The following is a 21,463-nucleotide window of genomic DNA, read 5'->3' on the forward strand; positions in this document are numbered from 1 at the left end:
AAAAGGATCTATTATTCTATGAGTTCAAAAACAAAGATCATCGTCCTCAAGATGAAGGAGATCATCTACACGGCTCTTTTTATCGGCTTCGCCATCGTCCTCATCATGCTGTTTCTCTTTATGTTCCGCCCTAAAAAGGACAACATCTCCCATGATGCTCCTGATCAGGCATTGGAGAGCTCCTCACAGGCCGCTCCCGCCTCTGTTACATATGTTCCGGGACTTTATTCATCTCCCATCGTTTTAGGCAGCGAGAACGTCAATGTGGAGGTCGCTGTGGATCACACGGGGATCCGCTCCGTGTCCCTTGTCCCTTTAAGCGACTCCGTTGAGACTATGTATCCTCTAATGGCTCCTGCCATGGATCTCATCTCAGAACAGATCCTCGAAAACCAGAGTCTAGAAGGTCTGGAATACCCCGCCGGTTCCCAGTACACCTCCATGGCGCTCGTATCGGCGGTGAAAACGGCGCTCTCCAAGGCATCCGCGAAGTAGATCTCAAATTTTTTTTAATAACCCACTTGACAAATCTCTTTTCCTCCTGTATACTCTTCACCGTGATAACAATTTACCACGCTAAATCAAAAGTTCATTAGCATACTGAATCAAGAGTATACAAGGAGGAACCATCCATGAAGAAATTCAATCAGCTTTTCATCTTAGGTACGTCACTTTTATTATCCGCTGCGGCACTCACCGGATGTTCCGGTTCCTCCGCGATGGGCGCTACGATCCCGCAGACAACGGCATCTGAGACAACAACTCCGCAGACAGACGCAGGTCTGGTAGCAGCAGAGACGACCGGTTCCGGCAATCGTTTAAACGACATTCTGGAGCGCGGATACATCGAGATCGCGACCGAGCCGTACTTCGCTCCGAACGAGTTCATCGATCCGACAAAGAGCGGAGATGACGCCTATGTCGGCTCCGATATCGAGCTTGCGAACTATATCGGCGAATCCCTCGGCGTTGAGGTCCGCATCAAACCGATGGACTTCACAAGCGTTCTCGGAAGCATCACGACCGGCAAATATGATCTCGCGATCTCCGCTCTGGCTTACACACCGGCAAGAGCTGAGACCATGAACCTCTCCAAAGGTTATTACTTCGGAGACGAAGATCCGCAGACTGCTTACGGTATCCTGGTCCGCAAGGAAGATGTCGACAGCATCAAATCCTTCAATGATCTCTCGGACAAGGTTGTCGTTGCACAGAACGGTTCCCTTCAGGAACAGTTCGTACAGGAACAGATCCCGAGCTATAAAAAATACAACCGTGTTTCTTCCACAAACGATGGTTTCCTGATGGTCCAGACCGGCAAAGCCGATGTCATGGTCGCTGCTCTCAGAATGGCAAGATTATATCTGGAATCCAACCCGGACAGCAACCTCGTGATCGTTCCGAACCTCTACTTTAAAGTTGATCCGGAGACACAGGGAACAAGAATCGGTATCCCGAAAGGGGAAGATGCCCTGACAGACAGGATCAACGAGATCATCGATGAAGTTGTTGATCAGAATCTCTACAATGAATGGTACGACGAGTATACGGAGTACGCTAAGAGCCTTGGCATTATCGAATAATTCGATCCTTTGATATAACCCCGCGGCCGCGGTCAGGCCGCACCCCTTCACCGGCGTCTTCCCCAGATGCCGGAAGTCATCTCATGAGAGTTCCCCCAGAACTCCCGTGACGAAAAAAGGCGATCCGCAAATTACCTGGCGGATCGTCTTTTTCGTTTCTTTATTTTTTACACTTCCCAGTCAGAATCAAGGAATCCTTCCCCGTAGACTTCCTGAGCCTCGGATACGATCATGAATGCGGTCGGATCGATCCCGTAGACGATCTTCTTCGCACGGTAGAACTGTTTTTTATCAAGCACGCAGATCACCGTCTCGCCTTCCTCTTCCCGGTAGGCACCGCGGCTCTTTAGCAGTGTGCAGCCGCGCTCCAGATTCCTCATCAGCTCCTTTGCGATCTCCCCGGATCTCGGGCTGATCACCGTGATCATCGTGCTCTTATTCATACCATAGAGGATCACATCGATCACATACGTTCCGACTACCATATTGATCAGTCCGTAAAGACCCGATTCAATATTCCGGAACACCGCCATGGACAGGAGAATGATCACGAGATCCGTAGCCATGACAGCCTTTCCGGTCTGCATGTGCGGGCGGAACTTCTGTAAAAGCTTCGCGGCGATATCGCCGCCACCCGTTGTGGAACCGCGCATAAATACGACCGCCAGGCTGATCCCCATGAGCACTCCCCCGAAAAGGCAGGACACCATCTTGTCCCCCGAATACACCGGGAAATACGGCGTCACCAGTCCATCAAGGATCACCGTCATGATCGCCACGGTTTTCAATGTCTTGATCGTCTTTTCCTTCCCCAGATAGATCCAGGACGCGATCAGAAGCGGGATGTTGATCAAAAATGTCAGTGTACCGATCGGCAGGCTCGTCAGACGGTTGAGCAGGATCGCCATACCGCTGGCGCCTCCCGGCGCGATATCAATGTTGTCGATAAAGCAGTGCAGCGCAACAGCCTGGATAAAACCGCCCGCCACATCTGCCAGAAAATCCAGGGCAAATTCTTTTCCCCGTGTCTTCCCCATGAGATTACCCCCTCATATCAAATGCTGCAAAGTCCGATTTTCCGGCATTCCCCACATGCCGGAGCGTGTCTGTCCGCCCTGTCAGCGTTCTCTGTCTTCCGGCTTTCTGCCCGTCCGGACAGAAAGTTCCCGATGCTGACCGGCCGGTCCGCTAGTCCTTATACAGCTCTTCAAACAGTTCCACAGGAACATATGCCTTCACATGGATCCCGTCGTCCTGGTATTCCTCCGAGAGAAGCTGTCCGCTCTTCCGGATCGTCTGGATCCGCCCGGCATTTTTGTATGCAAAGACCTTCTCAAAATAGATCCTGCGGTTTCTTAAGATCACGGCAAAAAGATCGAGCAGTTCCCCGATGCCCTCTCCTGTCTTTGCCGATAACCGTACCTTATAGTCCGCAGACATGTCCCGGCAGGCAGTGTCCGCATCCGGACGGTCCACCTTGTTGAACACGGTGATGATCTCTTTGTCCTTGATGTCCAGTCGGCGCAGCGTCTCGTAGACTACATGCATCTGCATGTCCATCTGCGGATTCGAGCAGTCCACCACATGGAGGATCACATCACAGTACCTCGCTTCTTCAAGCGTACTCTTGAATGCCTCGACAAGGTGATGCGGAAGCTTCCGGATAAATCCGACCGTATCCGTCAGAAGGACCTTCTCCCCACCCGGAAGCACAAGTGCTCTCGTCGTCGGATCCAGAGTTGCAAAGAGCTTATCCTCCGCTAGGATCCCGGCGCCGGTGAGCCTATTTAAGAGTGTGGACTTTCCTGCATTCGTATAGCCGACAATGGCCGCCGTCAGAGTTCCGCTCTGCTCTCTCTGTTTCCGAACCACATCCCTGTGGCGCTCCACATCCTGAAGCTCCGATTTTAACTGGCTGATCCGCTCATGGATCCGTCTGCGGTCCACCTCGAGTTTCGTCTCACCAGGCCCCCTCGTGCCGATTCCGCCGCCGAGTCTCGACAGAGAATTTCTGAGTCCGACAAGACGGACGGCACGGTATCTGAGCTGCGCCAGCTCGACCTGGATCTTTCCTTCCCTGGTCTTCGCGCGGGCCGCAAAGATATCAAGAATGATCATCGTCCGGTCCATGACCTTTGTGTCCAGGGCATCCTCCAGGTTTTTGAGCTGTGCCGGGGAGAGCTCATCGTCACAGACAACTCCGGTCGCTCCGCTCTCCCAGACCATCTCCTTCAGTTCCTGGATCTTTCCCTTTCCAAGGTAGGTTCCCGGATGGATATTTTCCCGGTTCTGGATCACGGTCCCGACGGTCTCCGCTCCCGCGGTCTTTACAAGCTCTTTCAGCTCCTCCACGGATTCTTCCGTGTCATCGGAGTCGTTCGTGCTGGCGGCAAACAGGATCACCCGCTCCTGCTGCTCACCGATCTCTATCAATTCTGCCATTCTTTCTCCTATCTCGTCACAAGAAACGCGATCTCATGACCCGCTTTCTCATCCTGTCCGTACTGTTCCTCATAGCTCCGGAACAGCTCCAGCGCTTTCTCATACTGCCCCAGGTACTCGTAACACACCGCCTGGTTGAAGGCGATCTCCTTCTTCGCCCTGTCATCGGAGAGTGCAAGTCCCGCTTCCCCGTGCTGCAGTGCTTCCTCGTAATCGCCTTTTTTCATCGCCGCCATCATCCAGCGGTTATAGACTTCCGTGCTGGAAAATCCTTCTTCCACCAGCGTCTGGTAGATCTCATCTGCCTTCGTCTCATCTCCGGCCGTCATATAAGCCGCCCCAAGAGCTTCCATCGCTTCAGCATAGCCGGCAGCTGCATGTTTTTCGTCCGCCTTTGTTCCGGACTCCAGACGGTTTTCAGCGCCTTCCGCATCGCCGGAATTTGCGAGACTCACCGCGCCCAGATAATAGTATTCCGCTCTCGGTTTATCCACCTTCACCAGCGTATCATATGTGTACGCCGCGGCACCGTAATCTCCCAGCATAAATTCTGCCTCACCGCGGTATTTTAATACATCGATCTCAAAGGATGAGACATGCTTTGTCTGATCGATCAGGCTGTCAAACTCCGCGACAGCGCCCTCATAATCGCCGTTCTCCATGAGAGCGATCCCGTTTTCCTTCCCCACCTTCATCTCCTCTGTCACATGACCGCAGCCGGTAAGGAGAAAAAGCATGCCAGCAATGAGAAGAGCTGATGCGATATGCTTTCGAACTTTCGCATGGAACTGCCGGTCTTCACAGACGACCGCAGCCGGTGCGTAGTTCAAATTCAGTACATCTTTTTTTGATTTTTCTCTTTTTTCTGATTTTCGATAATATTTATACATTTTCAATTATATGTTTAATTTTGTTCTTTCTGTGATACTTCTGATTCTTCATCCTCCGCGCCTTCGGAAATATGCTCTGTCTCCTACGCGCGTGTCGTACTTCCGAATCCACCGTTTCTCACTTCATCGGCCTCGTCATCCACCGTGATGCCGTACTCCACAAAAATTCCCTGGGAAAAACCGGTTCCGGCTTCCACTTCCACAGTCTTTCCTTCACGGCTGTCGTTGGTGAGCTTCACCTGGATGTGGCCCTCGTTGTCGGATCCGTAGTAATCGCTGTCGATGATCCCGACGGTATTGTTTAACTGCAGGCGGAACTTAAATCCAAGTCCGCTTCTCGGATAGAGCTTTAACACCCAGCCATCGTCGATCCGTGCGCGGATCCCGGTAAGGATCTTTGTCATCTGACCAGGTTTCAGTGTGAATGCGGCCGGTGCGAAGAAATCATATCCGGCGGAACCTGCGGTCGCCCGTTTCGGGAGACGGATCCCGTCATAGATCTCCTTTATCATATCGTCTGTATCCTGCGGGTGTTCCCCCTGCCAGTCTTTTTTAAACTGCTCAAAGCTTACTTTTTCAAATTTCGCGATTCTCTGCATGTTGTCTCCTCTTACTCTCATTCTGACGCCCCGCTCTTCCTTTCCGGATCGGCGTGCGCTCCCGGATCATTTCTCCTGTCGGACCGTCCGGATGTCTCCCACTACTATACCAAGAGCCCGGTCCCATTTCAAGCATTTCAAACGAAAAATCCGGCAGAACATACCACGTTATCGCGGCAGTGTGTCCACTGCCCGCAGTATATTCTGCCGGATCAATCCGTCTGTGACGTACAAAACCATCTTAAACTCAGATTCTCCGCTGCTATTGCAGCTATCGTGATCGGCATTCGCCGTTCGCCATAAATCTGCAAGCAGTTTTCTGGCTCTCTTGCGCTCATTTCATCATATACGACAGCATCTCCATCCCGAAAATGATCACATAGAAAAGAAATCCGGGATTCAGATACACATATTTTTTATACGATGTCGGCACTCCGTTCTGCTGCCCCATCTGCCACCAGTAACGGCGTCCGTCCCGGAAGAAGAAATAGATCCCTGCCGCAATGAGGAGCAGGACCATAAGAAAACTGGCAAACGAAAACGCCGCTGCCGCCCAGGAAAGCCCCAGCGCATAGAGCCCGTCCTCCACCATCACGAGCAGCATCGAAAACGAATTCACTGCCATATGGAGCAGGACATTGTAAAGGATCCGGTTCGTCCGCACCGCGAGATAACCGAGTACCAGTCCGATCACCACCGCATACAGGAACTGGTTCAGATTCCCATGCATCAGCCCGAACATGACCGCCGTGAATACGACCGCCGTCCGGTCTCCAAATCGTCTCGCTTTTCTTAACAGCACTCCCCTGAAGAGCAGTTCCTCCATAAACGGAGCCACCAGGCAGGTATAGATCACCATTCCCGGCGTCAGTGCATCCAGTGCGTCCATCACCGGGTTCATATCTCCAGCCGGAACACCGGTAAATATGGAAATAAACGAGTCAAGAAAGACTCCCAGGAAGTTAAAGATATAGCCGAGTCCCAGCGCCATGAACAGCGCAGAAACCCATACTTCCGCCGAAAGTTTCTGGGCCGGTCTCCGGTCTGACCGCAGAAACCAGGTCATCGGGATCACCGCAAGGAACGGAAGTCCAATGCTGAAGACATACTGCACGAGGACTCCGGTCCACGGGGACGAAAAGAGCCCGGAGAGCAGACGACCCCCGCCGCTCTCCAGGCTGAACACCCAGTGCCGCACCATGAGATAGAACGCACTGCCCAGGTACTGAAGACCTGAGCAGGCACACATGGCCAGACATAAAACTGTAAATGTGATCAGAAAATCTCTTCTCTTATGCACCATATTCTTCCTTCATGATCTCACTGCTTCTCGCAATGAACTTTGTCATACGCTCCGGAGAAAGACTTCCGTGAGCAAGTTTCGCAAGGTCATAGAGCTGTTCGCAGAGCATCGGTGTCTTCTCTCCGTCCTTGTTGGCAAGAACGTATTTTACAAGACCGTTGTTTGCGTTGATGACTAATGTCTCCTCAGCCGGGAACATATCGGAACCGCCGCCGTACATGCTGTACATCTTCATCATATCCTGCATTCTTCGGCTCTCCTCGGAGACTGTGATCATGGAAGCGAGACCTTCATTTTTCAGCTTCTCGACTTTCACGTTCAGCTTGTCGTTTCCGATCGCCTTCTTAAATACCTCAGCGAGAGTCTCGGCGTCCTTCTTCTCCTGCTCCTTCGCGGCCTCATCGGTCTCCTCCGTCTCTTTGAATGTCTCGTTGACATCCGCATCGATACGCAGGAACTTTAAGCCCTCATTCTTCTGCTCCACATGCTGCATGAACGGGGAATCGATCGGGTTCGGAAGGATCACAGCGTCGATCCCGGCTTCCTTGAACATGTTGATGTACTGGCTCTGCTCTTTCTCGTCCGTTACATAGAAGATCTTGTTCTCGTGTTTCTCCTTGTTCTCCTCAAGGCAGTCAGCGAGTGTCAGATATTTGCCGTCCAGGTTCTTATAGAGGATGTAATCTTTCATCTTCTCATCGAACTTCTCGTCCTTTAAGCAGCCGAATTTGATGAACGGATTGATATCATCCCAGTATTTCTCGTAGTTCTCGCGATCTGTCTTGCACATGCCGGAGAGCTTATCAGCAACTTTCTTTGTAATGTAATCGGAGATCTTCTTTACAAATCCATCGTTCTGAAGAGCACTTCTGGATACGTTGAGCGGAAGATCCGGGCAGTCGATCACGCCTTTTAACAGCATCAGGAATTCCGGAATAACTTCTTTGATGTTATCCGCGATGAATACCTGGTTGTTGTAGAGTTTGATCTTTCCTTCGATGCTCTCGTACTCCATGTTGATCTTCGGGAAGTAGAGGATTCCTTTTAAGTTGAACGGATAGTCCATATTCAGATGGATCCAGAATAACGGCTCCTTGAAGTCCTGGAATACCTTGCGGTAGAACTCCTTGTACTCCTCATCGGTGCACTCGTTCGGATGCTTGTTCCAGAGCGGGTTCGTATCATTGACCGGAACCGGGCGTCTTGCGATCTTATATTTCTCTTTCGCAGGGCTCACCTCAACAGTCTCCTTCGATCCGTCCTCTTTTTCCTTCTCCTCGGTCTTTGCCGGCTCAACGATCGTCTCGATGATCGTATCCTTGTCGGTCAGTTCCTCTTTCTCGATCGTATCGTACTGCGGCTCAGCAGTCTCATCGTTTAAGTAGATCTCGACCGGCATAAATGCACAGTACTTGTCGAGGATCTCTCTTGCGCGGTACTCATTCGCAAACTCAGCGCTGTCCTCATTTAAGTACAGGGTGATCAGGGTTCCGTGGCCTTCCTTAGTGCCTTCCTTCATATCAAACTCGGTACCGCCCTCAGACTCCCAGTGGACCGGTTTTGCGTCCTTCTTGTAGGATAAGGTATCGATCGTTACTTTGTCCGCTACCATAAATGAGGAATAGAAACCGAGTCCGAAATGACCGATGATCTGGTCTTCATTCGCTTTATCCTTGTACTTGTTCAGGAAATCCTGGGCGCCGGAGAAAGCGATCTGGTTGATATACTCGTCAACCTCATCCTCTGTCATACCGAGACCGTTATCTTCGATCTTGATCGTCTTTTCCTTCGGATTTACAGTAACCTGGACTTTATACGTTTCATCGTCCGGGGTCTCATACTCGCCCATCAGAGCCAGTTTCTTTAATTTTGTGATGGCATCGCAGCCATTGCTGACTAACTCACGATAAAAGATATCATGATCGGAATACAGCCATTTTTTGATGATCGGGAATATATTCTCACTGTTGATTGAAAGACTTCCGCTTTTTGCCATGTTAAACCACTCCTTATTTCCATTCGCGCGTCGGGGGACGATCTGTATTGCCGCCCGCCGGACCGCTGTTTTTTATTTTCTCTGTAACCGTTCCATTCTTAAACAGCTACTTTTTTCTTCTTTCAGGACAGCCGGTATCGCCCCGGATCTCCGGGATTTTTAACAGCTGTTCGATTCAACATGACATATTTTAATACCAGAAAATCAAAATGTCAATAAAATTAGCACTCATTTTTGATGAGTGCTAATAAAAATTTTATAAACTTTTTGATTTTTCTCTGTCAGTCACGGAGCTGCACTTCTGCTGCCGGCTTTACAGCCGCTCGCGGATCAGTTTTCACTCTCGATCGGAATAAACACGCGGGCCTGTTCGTCCTGCTGTTTTTTCTTCCGCTCCTCTTTCGCAGCATTGACTGCCATCTCGCAGAGTGCCATCTGGGAGCCGACCGGAAGTTTTCCTCGGCGATCCGGCTTTTCATATGTCCCGTCCGGCTGAAGCACATGGGCCTTTAAGTTGTCCTCCAGCTCCAGCTCCATATATCTGCGAATCCTGTCTTTGAGTTCCTCTCTCAATACCGGGAACATAATCTCGACACGGCGGTCCAGGTTTCTCGGCATCCAGTCGGCACTTCCCATGTAGATCTCTTCACTTCCGTCGTTCTCAAAGATAAAGATCCTCGCATGTTCGAGGAATTCTCCGACGATCGAGCGGACCTCAATGTTCTCGGAAAGTCCCGGGATCCCCGCCTTCAGACAGCAGATGCCGCGGACAACCAGGCGGATCTTCACCCCTGCGCAGGACGCCTCATACAGCGCGGCGATGATCTCCTTGTCACAGAGGGAATTCATCTTTGCGATGATCGATGCCGGCTTTCCGTCTTTTGCATGCTTCGTCTCCCGGTTGATCAGATGCAGGAATTTCGTTCTGAGCCACAGCGGGGCAACCGAAAGCATGTTCCAGTTTAACGGCTCGGAATATCCGGAGAGCATGTTGAAGACCGCAGTCGCATCCTCTCCGATCATCGGATTGCAGGTCATGATTCCGCAGTCTGTGTAAAGTTTTGCAGTGGAATCGTTGTAGTTTCCGGTTCCAAGATGGACATATCTCCGGATCCCGTCTTCCTCCCTGCGGACCACGAGTGTGATCTTTGAGTGCGTCTTTAAGCCGACGAGTCCGTAAATAACATGACATCCGGCTTTTTCCAGCTTTTTCGCCCAGATGATGTTGTTCTCCTCGTCAAATCTCGCCTTCAGCTCGACGAGAACCGATACCTGCTTTCCGTTCTCGGCTGCCGCCGCCAGAGCCGCGATGATCGGGGAGTTGCCGCTGACACGGTATAACGTCTGCTTGATCGCCAGAACTTCCGGATCCTTTGCCGCGCTCCGCACGAAGTCCACGACAGGATCAAAAGTCTCATACGGATGCATCAGAAGGATATCGCCCTTCCGGATGTTCGTAAAGATATCATCGTCATTCATCAGAGCCGGAACCGGCTGCGGCGTATATTTCGGGGTCTTTAAGTGGTCGTACCCGTCAAGCCCGTACATTTTCATCAGGACCGTCAGGTCGAGCGCACCCGGGATCTCAAAGATGTCTTCCTCGTTGACCTCCAGCTCTCTCTTTAAGATCTTTAAAAGTCTCTGGTCCGCCTTGTCCTCGATCTCCAGACGGATGACTTCGCCCCACTGTCTGCGCTTTAACTGCTTTTCGATCTCCTCGAGAAGATCCACAGCTTCCTCCTCGTCCAGGGAGAAATCGGCGTTTCTCATAATACGGAACGGATGGGACGTCACGATATCATAGTTTAAGAACAGCTGCTGCATGTTCCGCTCGATGATCTCCTCCAGGAAGATCACATTCCGCATCTCACGATTGTTCTCATCGGTCGTCACCGGGAGGCTGATAATCCTCGGAAGGACAGCCGGGACCTGCACCATCGCGAACTCCAGCTCCTTGCCGCCCTCTTTTTTCTTTAAGAGCGCCGCAATATTCAGGGACTTGTTTCTGACAAGCGGAAACGGTCTTGAGGAATCCACCGCCATCGGCGTCAGGACCGGATAGACCTCCTCACGGAAATAGCGGTCCACAAATTCGCCCTGCTCCGGGGTCAGGTCCTCGTGATTCTCGATGAGGTTCAGTCCGATGCTCCGAAGAGCCGGGAGCAGCGACCGGTTATATGTGTTGTACTGCTGAGTGACAAGCTCATGGGTCCGCACACTGATCTTTTCCAGCTGCTCCGACGCGGTCATCCCCGCGATATCCGGCTTTTTATATCCCGCATGGACCATATCCTTTAAGGATGCGACCCGGACCATGAAAAACTCATCCAGGTTCGATGCCGTGATGCTTAAGAATTTCAGCCGGTCAAAGAGCGGTGTCGTCTTATCTCTTGCCTCTTCGAGAACACGGCAGTCAAATTCCAGCCAGCTGAGTTCTCGGTTTACATAATTTTTCGGATCATTGAAGCGTGCCGGATCCTGCTCCTTCCGTTCTTTCTGAGCATTCCCCTTTTTTAACTCTTTTTTCATTTCTCTGCCTTCCTGTATCCGGCCGGTCCACGGTTCACGCTGTGCGCAGACGAAAACCGGCTCCGGACACCCTTTCACATCCTGAATTCATCGTGTTTCGCAGCAATATCCCTGTCTGCACTCCGGCATCTAGCTGTATTTTTTATGCCGCAGGACCGGCCGGATCCCGAAGATCTCCTCGAAGAATGCCGCCTTCTGTTCAAAGGATACCGCCTCCAGCGTGATATCGCCCGGATAATCCGTCGTGATCATGAGCTTTCCATCTTTTACTGCCATCTTGCAGTCCGCAAGTTTGTCCCCGTGGCCGCGGTCCATGGAATTTGCCAGACGCAGGATCGCCGTCAGCTTCGCGATCAGGAGCATGACCTCATTCTGCCCGCCGAAGCTGTCTGTCACAGCGTCCAGCTCGGTCTCCATCCGGACCATGTTGTAATCGAAATCCCGGATGTTGTAGCGGACCACATTTGCGATGATCTCACGTTCCAGGTGCGAGATCCCGATGATCTCCGTCGACATGATGATATTGTAGGCGCACTCGTTGGAGTTGCGGACGCTGATAAATTTTCCGCAGGCGTGGATCAGCACGGCAATCTGTAACAGAAGCCGCTCTCTCTGCCCCATTCCATGGTATCTCCGCATCGTGTCAAAGATCTGGAGCACATATTTTTCCACTGTCTCCGTATGACGGCTCATGCACTGGTAGCGCTTCGCCATCGTGCGCGAGGTACTGATGATGTCATTGTCAAAATTGTGCCGGAATTTCAAGAGTTTCTTGTCCGCCGCGTACTCGGCCGCGATCCCGTCGCAGAGGCGGATCCCCGGGATCCAGATCATCTCCGCTCCTGTCATCTCAAGGAACTTTTTATAGATCACCACGCACGGAAGAAGCAGAGATGCATACTCCCGGCTCACACCGAATGCCTCCTCGATCTGTGTCTCATTCATCGTGACAAGGCGCGCATAGAACTCGTCAAAGCGCTCTCTCGTGACTCTGCGGAGCGGTTTTCCGTGATCCTCATACCGGAACAGATAGAGGATATTTTCTCCGATCCCGATCAGATGTTTGATCTTCTTATCCTTCAGGTACATCTTTTTATAGTTTTCCAGCTCATTGTCCACCATCTCTCCGATGAGATCCCGGTACTGCTCCACCGTCGTATTGACGTCCTGAAGAGTGCCGCGGATCCTCAAAACACCGAGCGGCAGATTTTCCGTGGTCACAAGAAGGTTCCTGTCGAAAAGCGAGATCTGCATGCTTCCAAATCCCACATCCACGATCGCGGTCCCCTGCTGGATATTCTCATCAAACTCATCATCCGAGACGGCGATCGCCTTGTATCCCAGGAATCGCTGCTCCGAGTTGCTGATGATACGGACCTGGATGCCGGTGCGGACGCGGATCTGATCGAGAACGATCCGGTTGTTTCTCGCCTCACGCATCGCACTCGTCGCATAGGCACGGTATTCCGTGACCTTGTAGGATTTCATGATCCCGGCAAACCCCGCAAGTACATCGCAGAGCTCTTCCACCATCTCATAGCTGATCTTTCCGTTGTTGTAAGTATCGCTCCCAAGCGCCGTGACATGGCGGATATGGTCCAGTTTCCGGATCCTGTTCCTGTTTGAGATCTCATAGATCCCCATCTCAACCTCAAACGATCCCACATCGATGGCTGCAAATGTAAGGGCTGCCATAGCTTTTCCTCCTCTTATAAGAATCGGTCCGGAAAATACCGGACCGTCTTTCATCAATAATTTCCTAAAATTCTCATGACGGAAGCTTCCGCCGCGATCCCCGTCAGGGCGTTGCGGACTCCCGCGTCGCTTAAATTTCCTTCAAAATCCACGAAGAAACGATATTCAAAGCTCTTCTCCGGGATCGGTCTGGACTCGATCATCATCATATTGACATTGTTGAAGATGAAGTTTCCGAGAATGTTGTAAAGAGATCCGCTCTTGTGCGGGATCTCAAACGCCACACTGATCTTTCCGGCTTTCTTTGCGTAGACCGGCTCTTTCCCGAGGATCAGGAAGCGTGTCGTATTTCCCTTTACGTTATTGACCTCCTCCGCGAGGACCTCCATTCCGTAGAGTTCCCCCGCAGTGCGGCTCGCAACAGCTGCCTGGGACGGATCCTGCTCCTCCATGACCTTCTTCGCGGCAACGGCTGTGTTTAAGACTGCGATCTGTTTCCATTCCTTATGGGCGGAGAGGAAATCAGAGCTCTGGGCCAGCGCCTGGGCGTGGGAATAGACTGTCTTGATATCGGAGAGCTTTGCACCCGGAACGCCGAGAAGCATGTGGGCAACCGGAACATAGATCTCGCCTACTATGTAATTCTTATATTTTAGGAGCAGGTCATAATTGTTGATCACGAAACCGGCCGTGGAATTTTCGATCGGGAGTACCGCGTAATCGGCGCGTCCTTCCTCGACCTCCTTCATGGTATCTTCAAACTCCGGAACATGGTAGAGATCCGCATCCTCACCAAAGTATGCTTTGGCCGCTGCATGGCTGTATGCGCCCTCAACGCCCTGGAATACGATCCTTTTTCCTTTTTTGGCGATCTCTTCTACCTCGGAAAAACCGGTATCCATTCCCATTCCATGGGCGGATAACAGACCATACTGATACCGGCGGCTGATCGACATCAGCTGGGAGAAGATCTCCTTCACTGCCTCTCTGTTAAAATCGCTGTGCGCCAGATCCTGGACTGCCGCGATCTTCTGCGCCTCTCTCGTCGCATCATAAACGGCTTTTCCCGTTCCGATCTTATATTCTGCAACATCTCCGCAGACGGACATGCGCTCTTCAAACAGGCGGACGATCTCTTTATCGATCACATCCAGCTTGTCCCTGCATTCTTTTAAGTCAAGATTCTTCATGTATTTCTATTGCCTCTGCTTTCTGTCATTTTACAGCACGCGGACCCTTTTTTCCTTAAACGTGATCCGCTCTTTTTCTTCCGGAATTTGTGAAGTGATCGACCGGTATGGTCTTTTATCACTTTTCTTCCTGCATCTCCTTCAGCATCCCGATCAGCACATTTCTCGTATATGCACCCGGATGTTTCCTGTCTTCCGGATCCAGCTCTTTAATATTGATCGGTTTTCCGTAATAAACGGTGATATGGGACGGAGTGATGAACGGAAAATGCTTTTCCAGAACTTCCGCAGTACCTGTCATCGCCACCGGGATCACCGGACAGCCGGATTTTTCCGCGATCTTCAGGCTTCCCTCTTTAAACGGAAGAAGCTCCGTGATATCTTCGTTCGTATTTCTCGTTCCTTCCGGGAAGATCCAGATGGAGATACCATTTTTCACCTTCACGATCCCCTGAAGGATCGTCTTTAAACCTTCCTTGATATTTTTTCTGTCCAGGAAGAGACAGTTCACGTTGACCATCCAGGTTCTGAGGATCGGGATCTTCTCCATCTCCTTTTTCGCCACAAATCCGAGCAGCGTCGGAACCGTCGTATAACCGGTCAGAATGTCAAAATAGCTTCTGTGGTTTCCCACATAGAGGACTGCTGTGTCCTTTGGAATATTCTCCTCACCCTTTACGGTGATCGTCACACCCGCAAGCTTTAACAGACACCGGAACACTGCCCGGACAACCCGGATCGACTCCAGATCTCTCGCATGCGGATCTTTTTTTCCAAGTGAAACCTGGGCCACCAGGAACGGATAACTGACGATCAGAAATCCGACCAGAACGACCAGGACCATAATCAATCGAATCATAAGTACAAACCTCCCTTGTCTGATCACAGCCGTCATTTTCCGCGGCTGTCTCTTGTTTCTTACTCTTTTCTGTCTTTTGCGCGCCCCGGAAATTCCGCGGACGTTCACACAGAACGGCGTGTGTTCCGGGTCACATTCCCGGGCACATTCTTTTATCCGGGACTCCCTTTTTTTCGTACACTTTAAAGAGTTACTGTGTTGAGGTTCATATGGATTTATTATACCGAATATGACCTTCATTTGCAACTCAAATACAGGTGAAATCCATCTCAAATCCATCTCAAATTGTAACTGTTCCGTACACTTCGGCCGGTGCTGAACGTGTGCCACTGGCACACAGCCCCTACGGCAACGGGCTTTTTGTCTTCCGGCCTGTCAGATACTCAAACAGGAGACCGGTCCCGAACCAGAACGGAGCGAAGTCCAGGCGGATCACCCCGTTGATCTGAAGCATTCTTCCGGTATAGTCCCATGGGCAGATCCCGAATCTTCTTAAAAGTGATCCGGTGAGATACTCCGTCAGAAAGATCAGCACCATATCAAGGATCCCATGGCGAATGATCCAGTCCCGCACAGAGATTTCCCCGAAGTCCCCGATCCACGCGTCCACTCCTCTTCCGATCGGTCCAAGCAGCACTCCCAGCCCATAGATCGGAAACATGTAGAGGGATGTTCTTCCCATCATTTTCCAGTCCCCGGCCGCAAGACTCTCCGCGGATGTGAGCAGGATCTCGAGTCCCCATCCGGTCAGCCCGCAGATGATAAAATTCTCCACATATTTTCTCCGGATCCCTGTCCGGGATCTCCCTATTTTTTTCGGTTTTCTCCGGCATTTCTGATTCCATTTATTCATGGAATCAGTATTGGTGATTTAAATATGGACTATGCAGATTGTCTGTTGCTTTTCACAGGCAGAATTTTCCGGAGTGAAAGTTTGCCGATGCTGACGCTTTTCCCGCCTGCGGTTCATCTTCCTGCTGGTTTCTCACACATACTGGTTTTTCGCGCTGTCATATGCGTAATCGATCGACGCCATCGCCTCGTCCACCGTCTTCCGGTCCAGATCGAGAGCCCGGCAGAGCTCATCCATGTCCGGATAAAAGTCCCGCAGCTGGGTGTTCAGGTAACTCAAGAGCATCACGGGATCTTTTGGAATATTTGCCATCTGACTCTTCTCCTTCCTTTACTTTCTGATTCCTCCTGTGTTATACTATAACCCATATGTGAGATGATTGCAAACGAAAGGGGATTTTTAAAATATGAAACATCTTCTGCTGCTCGGAACAGGAGGAACCATCGCCTGCAAGAGAGGAGAAAACGGTCTGACACCGCTTCTTACCGGTGATGAACTGTTGTCTTATGTACCGGATGCAAAAAAATTCTGTGAGGTGGAGACCATCCAGGTCTTAAACATTGACAGCACAAATATGCACCCGAAGCACTGGCTGAAGCTTGCTCAGGTTCTGGAAGAGAATTACGACAATTACGACGGCTTCGTGATCTGCCACGGAACGGATACGATGGCGTATACGGCCGCCGCCATGTCCTACCTCGTCCAGCACTCCAGCAAGCCGATCGTCATCACAGGCGCCCAGAAGCCGATCGACCTTGATGTGACGGATGCGAGGACCAACCTTTTAGACAGCCTGCGATTTGCCGCTTCCGACCGTGCTCACGGCGTTACGATCGTATTTGACGGAAAAGTGATCGCCGGAACCCGCGGAAAGAAAGAGCGCAGCAAGAGCTACAACGCGTTCTCCAGCATCAATTTCCCGTATCTCGCCGTGATCCAGGACGAGCACATTTTATACTATATCGACGATAAATGGCAGGACCGCGAGAGCGTCCGCTTCTACCACGAGATGGACAGCCAGGTCAGCCTCTTAAAGCTGATCCCGTCCATGGACTCCAGCCTGCTCGACTATATGGCAGAGCATTACGACGCAGTCGTCATCGAATCCTTCGGCGTCGGCGGTCTTCCGTCCTATGAATCCGGCGATTTCTACAGCTCCATCGAAAAATGGATCTCCATGGGAAAAGTCATTGTCATGACCACCCAGGTCACCCAGGAAGGCAGCAACATGTCTGTCTACGAAGTCGGCCAGAAGATCAAAAACGCCTTCGGTCTCATCGAATCCTACGATATGACCCTGGAAGCCACCGTCACCAAACTCATGTGGATCCTCGGCCAGACAAAAGACCACGACAAAGTCCGCGAAATGTTCTACGAGACGATCAACCATGATATTTTGTGGAATACAGGGAGACGGTAGATTACCGTGACTTTAAAAATGTATTTTAAAAGGGCATATCGGACAGGATTTTCTCCCATCCGATATGCCCTTCACTTATCACTTTCTCTTCCCGTTCAATATCTTTGAATTTCTTACAGCCTCTTATACCCCAATCTGGGGCAAAACATCCTATCATCCTCATAAAATTAAGGTGCTTCTGTGTTTTATTCCGCATCCTCCGCCAACGTATACGGAGTAACCTGGTAAACATAATAATTCAGCCAGTTCGTATACAGCGTGTTCGCCATATTTCTCCACAGGAGCGGCGGAACCGAGAACGGATCGTCGTGCTCGTAGTAGTGGAGCGGAAGTGCCGGATTCAGACCTTTGTTGAGGTCACGGTGATACTCATTGTTTAAGGTCATGCGGTCGTACTCCGGATGGCCCTGGACGAAGATCTGGCTGCCGTCCTGGTTCATCACGAGGAATACGCCTGCCTCGTCGGATTTCGCGAGGATCCGGAGTTCCGGATGCTTTAAGATATCCTCCTCGCGGACTTCCGTGTAACGGGAATGCGGGCACTTGAAGTAATCATCAAAACTTCTCAGGAGCGGAACCCGCTTGTCCAGCGCCTTCTGGGTAAAGATACCGGAAAGCTTCTTTTTCATCAGGTGCTTCGGGATTCCGTAATGATAATATAAGCCCGCCTGCGCGCCCCAGCAGAGATGCATCGTGGAGGTCATATGCGTCTTGCTCCACTCCATGATCTGCGTCAGCTCCGGCCAGTAGTTGACCTCCTCATACTCCATCAGTTCCACCGGTGCTCCGGTGATGATCATTCCATCGAAATGTTTCTTGCGGATCTCCGGGAAAGTCACATAGAATTTATTTAAGTGGCTCGCGGAGGTATGCGTCGACTCATGGGTCGACATCGTCATGTACGTACATTCCACCTGCAGCGGGGTGTTGGACAGCGCTCTGAGAAGCTGTGTCTCAGTGTCCTCCTTTAACGGCATGAGGTTTAAGATCAGGATCTCCAGCGGACGGATATCCTGGCTCTGGGCACGATCCTCATCCATGATAAATACGTTCTCACTCTCAAGGATCGCTCTTGCCGGCAATCCATTCTGTATTTTAATCGGCATTTTTTTCCTCTCCTATCATCTTCAGGAAATCCTCTTCGGAAAGGATCGGAATGCCAAGTTCTCTTGCCTTCTTATTCTTTGACGAATTGGATGTCACATCATTATTGATCAGATAACTGGTCTTCGCAGACACGGAGCCTGCGGCTTTTCCGCCGAGAGACTCGATCTTCTCCTGCAGTTCCTTGCGGTTCGCAAAATGTTCAACGGAGCCTGTGATCACGAAAGTCTTTCCGGCCAGCGTCTGTTCCTCATTTCTCACTTCATTTTCAAAAGTCAGATCCGCCAGCAGATGATCCAGTATCTCATTGTTCTTATCATTCTTAAAGTACTTCACCCACGCATCCGCGAGCACACCGCCGATCCCGTCGATGGAGCAAAGCTCCTCCGCGTCGGCCCCGCGCATGGCGTTCAGGTCAAAATCGAAATGGCGGCAGATCACTTTCGCATTCGCAAGACCGATCCCCGCGATCCCGAGTCCAAAGATCAGCCGCGGCAGCGTCGTATGGGACGCAGTCTTCGCCGCCTGAATAAGATTCTCATAGGATTTCTCCCCGAATCCCTCCATCGTCACGATGGCATCGCGGTGACGGTCCAGATGGAAGATATCATCGAATTCATGGATGAATCCCGCTGCGATAAACTTCTCCAGCGTCATCTCGGAAAGTCCGTCGATATTCAGCGCATCCCTGCTCACAAACAGGTCAAAGCTCTTGATCTTTTTCGCCTGACACTCCGGATTTGTGCAGTAGAGGGACTTCACATCATTCACACTGCGGATCTCCGTCGCCCCGCCGCAGACCGGACAGATCTTCGGGATATCACGGACGCCGCTTCTTGTCAGGTTGTCCGAGATCTGTGGGATGATCATGTTCGCCTTGTAGACCGTAATCCTGTCCCCGGCCCCCAGCTCCAGTCCTTCCATGATACTGATGTTATGGACACTGGCGCGGCTCACCGTCGTTCCCTCAAGCTCCACCGGTTCGAACACGGCGACCGGATTGATGAGTCCTGTTCTCGACGCACTCCACTCGATGTAGGAAAGCGTTGTCTCCTGGATCTCGTCCGCCCATTTGAAAGCGATGGAATCCCTCGGGAATTTCGCCGTCCGCCCAAGCGACTGTCCATAGGCGATATCATCATAAAGCAGTACAAGACCATCCGACGGGATATCGTAATGTTCGATCTTCTCCGCAAATCCGCGGACTGCATCGGAGAGTGTCTCTGCCGTCACCTCCACGAACTCGACCGTCTCAAATCCCAGGCCGGAGAGCCACAAAAACTGCTCTTTTCTCGAATTTTTAAAGTCAACGCCCTCCGCCCGCACCAGTGCAAACGCCATAAAACGGACGTTTCTGGATGCCGTGATCTCACTGTTCAGCTGGCGCACGGAACCGCTGCAGAGATTTCGCGGATTCTTGTACTTCGCATCCACATCTGCGATGGAATCGTTTAACTTTTCAAAATCTGAATAGCTGATGACCGCTTCCCCGCGCAGGATCAGCTGACCCTTATACGGGATCGAGGTCGGAATATTGATAAACGTCCGGGCATTCGGCGTGATCACCTCGCCGATCTCGCCGTTTCCGCGTGTGACCGCCTTCGCAAGGACCCCGTCCTCATATGTCAGGACCACAGTCAGCCCGTCCATCTTCCAGGACAAAAGTCCTTTCTGTCCGCCGAGCCATTCCCGAAGCTCGTCAACGCTTTTCGTCTTATTCAGAGAAAGCATCGGCCGCTCATGGCGCTCTTTCGGAAGTTCACTTAAGACTTCATATCCGACTTTCTGGGTCGGACTTCCGGCAAACACCGTCCCTGTCTCCTGTTCCAGTTTCAGGAGTTCGTCGTAAAGCCTGTCATATTCGAAGTTGCTCATGATCTCGCGGCTCTCCTGATAATAGGCTTTCGATGCCTCAGAGAGAAGCGGGATCAGCTCCTTCATCCTCTTGATCTTGTCGTCCATATTTTATGCTCCTTGCGCTCCGGCGCACCCGGTTTCCAGCTTTCCGGGGATGCGGGGACTTTCTTTTCCGGCTTCTTTTCGCTGTCCTCGCGGACATTTCTCCAGACCTTTCCGGTTCCGCTCTTCTTCTCGAACGGCTTTCTCTCACCATTTTTTACAAACGGTTTCCTGTCGTTCTTCTTTCCCTGATATCCGGAGCGGGCTGTTTTTCCGGCCGCTTTTGCCGGATCCACCAGTTTTCCGATCTTCGCAGCTTCTCTCGCCGGAAGATTCGTCGAACCTTCCACCAGTTTCATCAGATCGCTCAGCTCTTTTTCCGTCAGCTCCCGGTACTCCCCGCGCTTTAATGTACCCAGCTGGATGTTCATGATACGCACGCGTTTCAGATTCATCACATGATAATCGAGCGCACGGCACATCCGGCGGATCTGTCGGTTTAATCCCTGCGTCAGGACGATATGGAACGTGTGGCTTCCGGTCTTCCACGCGCGGCATGGCTTTGTCGTCACGTCGAGATCCTCAATGCGGACGCCTTCGCACATCTGCTTTAAAAATTCTTCCGTCACCAGATGATCGACAGCCACCGCGTACTCTTTTTCATGCGCATTTCCGCCGCGCAGGATCTTGTTGACGATATCTCCCTGATTTGTCATCAGGAGAAGTCCCTCGGAATCCTTATCAAGACGTCCGACCGGATAGATCCTCTGGGGATAGTTTAAAAACTCGACGATATTTTCTGCATGATCCTTATCCGAAGTCGTGCAGACGATCCCACGGGGCTTATTTACGATCAGGAATACCGGTTTTTCCTTCTCTCCCACCGGCTTTCCGTCACAGACCACCTTCTGTCCCGGGCGGATCTGCATTCCCATCACAGCAACTTCACCATCCACCATGACTTTTCCATTCTCCACAAGCCGGTCTGCCTCTCTTCTCGAGCAGACGCCTGCATCACTCAGATATTTATTTAAACGAATCGTTCCTTCCAATCTCTTTCTCCCTTTTTATATTCTCAACTGCAGCTTATTTGTTACAGTA

The 21,463-nt window shown here is 51.3% G+C and carries 18 protein-coding genes; 3 read left to right on the forward strand and 15 right to left on the reverse strand.

The genetic code is table 11. The features are described from left to right. Nucleotides 1–18 precede the first annotated feature (18 nt). Both V2546_RS03980 and V2546_RS03985 read left to right on the forward strand, forming a co-directional pair. Nucleotides 19–495: a hypothetical protein gene (locus V2546_RS03980; protein WP_329751599.1), complete on the forward strand. Its 477-nt coding sequence runs from the start codon at nucleotides 19–21 to the stop codon at nucleotides 493–495. A 137-nt stretch (nucleotides 496–632) separates the two neighbouring features. Next, entirely contained in the window at nucleotides 633–1,583 is a 951-nt protein-coding gene (locus tag V2546_RS03985) for a substrate-binding periplasmic protein (protein WP_118529386.1), read from the forward strand. 167 nt (nucleotides 1,584–1,750) lie between these two features. Here V2546_RS03985 and V2546_RS03990 read toward each other — a convergent pair whose 3' ends face one another. The 12 genes from V2546_RS03990 to V2546_RS04045 all read right to left on the reverse strand — a co-directional run bounded on the left by V2546_RS03990 (nucleotide 1,751) and on the right by V2546_RS04045 (nucleotide 16,251). Next, nucleotides 1,751–2,620, reverse strand: coding sequence for a YitT family protein (locus V2546_RS03990; protein WP_215703134.1), 870 nt, complete (start codon nucleotides 2,618–2,620; stop codon nucleotides 1,751–1,753). 151 nt (nucleotides 2,621–2,771) lie between these two features. Beyond that, nucleotides 2,772–4,025 (reverse strand): GTPase HflX, encoded by a 1,254-nt coding sequence (gene hflX, locus V2546_RS03995; RefSeq protein WP_329751600.1) that lies wholly within the window; start codon nucleotides 4,023–4,025, stop codon nucleotides 2,772–2,774. Between the two features lie 8 nt (nucleotides 4,026–4,033). Further along, nucleotides 4,034–4,855, reverse strand: a complete 822-nt coding sequence (locus tag V2546_RS04000; RefSeq protein ID WP_329751601.1) for a tetratricopeptide repeat protein — start codon at nucleotides 4,853–4,855, stop codon at nucleotides 4,034–4,036. A 143-nt stretch (nucleotides 4,856–4,998) separates the two neighbouring features. Then, the gene (locus V2546_RS04005) at nucleotides 4,999–5,514 is read right to left on the reverse strand and encodes a dCTP deaminase/dUTPase family protein (protein ID WP_118298547.1); all 516 of its coding nucleotides are present in this window, start codon (nucleotides 5,512–5,514) and stop codon (nucleotides 4,999–5,001) included. Nucleotides 5,515–5,848: 334 nt separating this feature from the next. Beyond that, on the reverse strand, nucleotides 5,849–6,817 hold the full coding sequence (locus tag V2546_RS04010; RefSeq protein ID WP_118529382.1) for a CPBP family intramembrane glutamic endopeptidase: 969 nt from the start codon (nucleotides 6,815–6,817) through the stop codon (nucleotides 5,849–5,851). Then, the gene (gene htpG, locus V2546_RS04015) at nucleotides 6,807–8,813 is read right to left on the reverse strand and encodes a molecular chaperone HtpG (RefSeq protein ID WP_118529381.1); all 2,007 of its coding nucleotides are present in this window, start codon (nucleotides 8,811–8,813) and stop codon (nucleotides 6,807–6,809) included. The genes V2546_RS04010 and htpG overlap by 11 nt, the downstream gene beginning before the upstream one ends. Nucleotides 8,814–9,143: 330 nt before the next feature. Next, nucleotides 9,144–11,342, reverse strand: coding sequence for an RNA degradosome polyphosphate kinase (locus V2546_RS04020; RefSeq protein WP_118321548.1), 2,199 nt, complete (start codon nucleotides 11,340–11,342; stop codon nucleotides 9,144–9,146). A gap of 129 nt (nucleotides 11,343–11,471) precedes the next feature. Further along, complete coding sequence (locus tag V2546_RS04025; protein WP_118529595.1) at nucleotides 11,472–13,037, reverse strand: Ppx/GppA phosphatase family protein; 1,566 nt, start codon at nucleotides 13,035–13,037, stop codon at nucleotides 11,472–11,474. Between the two features lie 53 nt (nucleotides 13,038–13,090). After that, nucleotides 13,091–14,227 (reverse strand): prephenate dehydratase, encoded by a 1,137-nt coding sequence (pheA, locus tag V2546_RS04030; protein WP_118298552.1) that lies wholly within the window; start codon nucleotides 14,225–14,227, stop codon nucleotides 13,091–13,093. 118 nt (nucleotides 14,228–14,345) lie between these two features. Next, nucleotides 14,346–15,086 (reverse strand): lysophospholipid acyltransferase family protein, encoded by a 741-nt coding sequence (locus tag V2546_RS04035; RefSeq protein ID WP_329751603.1) that lies wholly within the window; start codon nucleotides 15,084–15,086, stop codon nucleotides 14,346–14,348. Nucleotides 15,087–15,429: 343 nt separating this feature from the next. After that, a complete protein-coding gene (locus V2546_RS04040; protein ID WP_329751604.1) occupies nucleotides 15,430–15,861 on the reverse strand; it encodes a putative ABC transporter permease in 432 nt (143 codons plus the stop codon). 210 nt (nucleotides 15,862–16,071) lie between these two features. Next, nucleotides 16,072–16,251, reverse strand: coding sequence for a DUF4250 domain-containing protein (locus tag V2546_RS04045; protein WP_118604958.1), 180 nt, complete (start codon nucleotides 16,249–16,251; stop codon nucleotides 16,072–16,074). Between the two features lie 94 nt (nucleotides 16,252–16,345). Here V2546_RS04045 and V2546_RS04050 point away from each other — a divergent pair, with 94 nt between their 5' ends. After that, nucleotides 16,346–17,359: an asparaginase gene (locus V2546_RS04050; protein WP_118529377.1), complete on the forward strand. Its 1,014-nt coding sequence runs from the start codon at nucleotides 16,346–16,348 to the stop codon at nucleotides 17,357–17,359. 185 nt (nucleotides 17,360–17,544) lie between these two features. Here the strand turns inward: V2546_RS04050 and metA are convergent, their stop codons facing one another. Genes metA through V2546_RS04065 form a run of 3 tightly spaced genes read right to left on the reverse strand, consistent with a single transcriptional unit; the run spans nucleotide 17,545 to nucleotide 21,414 of the window. Further along, nucleotides 17,545–18,465: a homoserine O-acetyltransferase MetA gene (gene metA, locus V2546_RS04055; protein WP_329751605.1), complete on the reverse strand. Its 921-nt coding sequence runs from the start codon at nucleotides 18,463–18,465 to the stop codon at nucleotides 17,545–17,547. Further along, entirely contained in the window at nucleotides 18,455–20,425 is a 1,971-nt protein-coding gene (ligA, locus tag V2546_RS04060) for an NAD-dependent DNA ligase LigA (protein WP_215703127.1), read from the reverse strand. The genes metA and ligA overlap by 11 nt, the downstream gene beginning before the upstream one ends. After that, nucleotides 20,401–21,414 carry a pseudouridine synthase gene (locus V2546_RS04065; RefSeq protein ID WP_486463557.1) on the reverse strand — a complete coding sequence of 338 codons (1,014 nt, stop codon included), beginning with the start codon at nucleotides 21,412–21,414 and terminating at the stop codon, nucleotides 20,401–20,403. The genes ligA and V2546_RS04065 overlap by 25 nt, the downstream gene beginning before the upstream one ends. Nucleotides 21,415–21,463: the final 49 nt, after the last annotated feature.

It is taken from the genome of Clostridium sp. CM74B_53 (genome assembly GCF_036318045.1).
Taxonomy (GTDB): domain Bacteria; phylum Bacillota; class Clostridia; order Lachnospirales; family Lachnospiraceae; genus Pilosibacter.

Coding starts and splice junctions, on each gene's coding strand:
- V2546_RS03980 (WP_329751599.1), top strand. CDS start 19: ATGAGTTCAAAAACAAAGATCATCGTCCTCAAGATGAAGGAGATCATC.
- V2546_RS03985 (WP_118529386.1), top strand. CDS start 633: ATGAAGAAATTCAATCAGCTTTTCATCTTAGGTACGTCACTTTTATTA.
- V2546_RS03990 (WP_215703134.1), bottom strand. CDS start 2,620: ATGGGGAAGACACGGGGAAAAGAATTTGCCCTGGATTTTCTGGCAGAT.
- hflX (WP_329751600.1), bottom strand. CDS start 4,025: ATGGCAGAATTGATAGAGATCGGTGAGCAGCAGGAGCGGGTGATCCTG.
- V2546_RS04005 (WP_118298547.1), bottom strand. CDS start 5,514: ATGCAGAGAATCGCGAAATTTGAAAAAGTAAGCTTTGAGCAGTTTAAA.
- V2546_RS04010 (WP_118529382.1), bottom strand. CDS start 6,817: ATGGTGCATAAGAGAAGAGATTTTCTGATCACATTTACAGTTTTATGT.
- htpG (WP_118529381.1), bottom strand. CDS start 8,813: ATGGCAAAAAGCGGAAGTCTTTCAATCAACAGTGAGAATATATTCCCG.
- V2546_RS04020 (WP_118321548.1), bottom strand. CDS start 11,342: ATGAAAAAAGAGTTAAAAAAGGGGAATGCTCAGAAAGAACGGAAGGAG.
- V2546_RS04025 (WP_118529595.1), bottom strand. CDS start 13,037: ATGGCAGCCCTTACATTTGCAGCCATCGATGTGGGATCGTTTGAGGTT.
- pheA (WP_118298552.1), bottom strand. CDS start 14,227: ATGAAGAATCTTGACTTAAAAGAATGCAGGGACAAGCTGGATGTGATC.
- V2546_RS04035 (WP_329751603.1), bottom strand. CDS start 15,086: ATGATTCGATTGATTATGGTCCTGGTCGTTCTGGTCGGATTTCTGATC.
- V2546_RS04045 (WP_118604958.1), bottom strand. CDS start 16,251: ATGGCAAATATTCCAAAAGATCCCGTGATGCTCTTGAGTTACCTGAAC.
- V2546_RS04050 (WP_118529377.1), top strand. CDS start 16,346: ATGAAACATCTTCTGCTGCTCGGAACAGGAGGAACCATCGCCTGCAAG.
- metA (WP_329751605.1), bottom strand. CDS start 18,465: ATGCCGATTAAAATACAGAATGGATTGCCGGCAAGAGCGATCCTTGAG.
- ligA (WP_215703127.1), bottom strand. CDS start 20,425: ATGGACGACAAGATCAAGAGGATGAAGGAGCTGATCCCGCTTCTCTCT.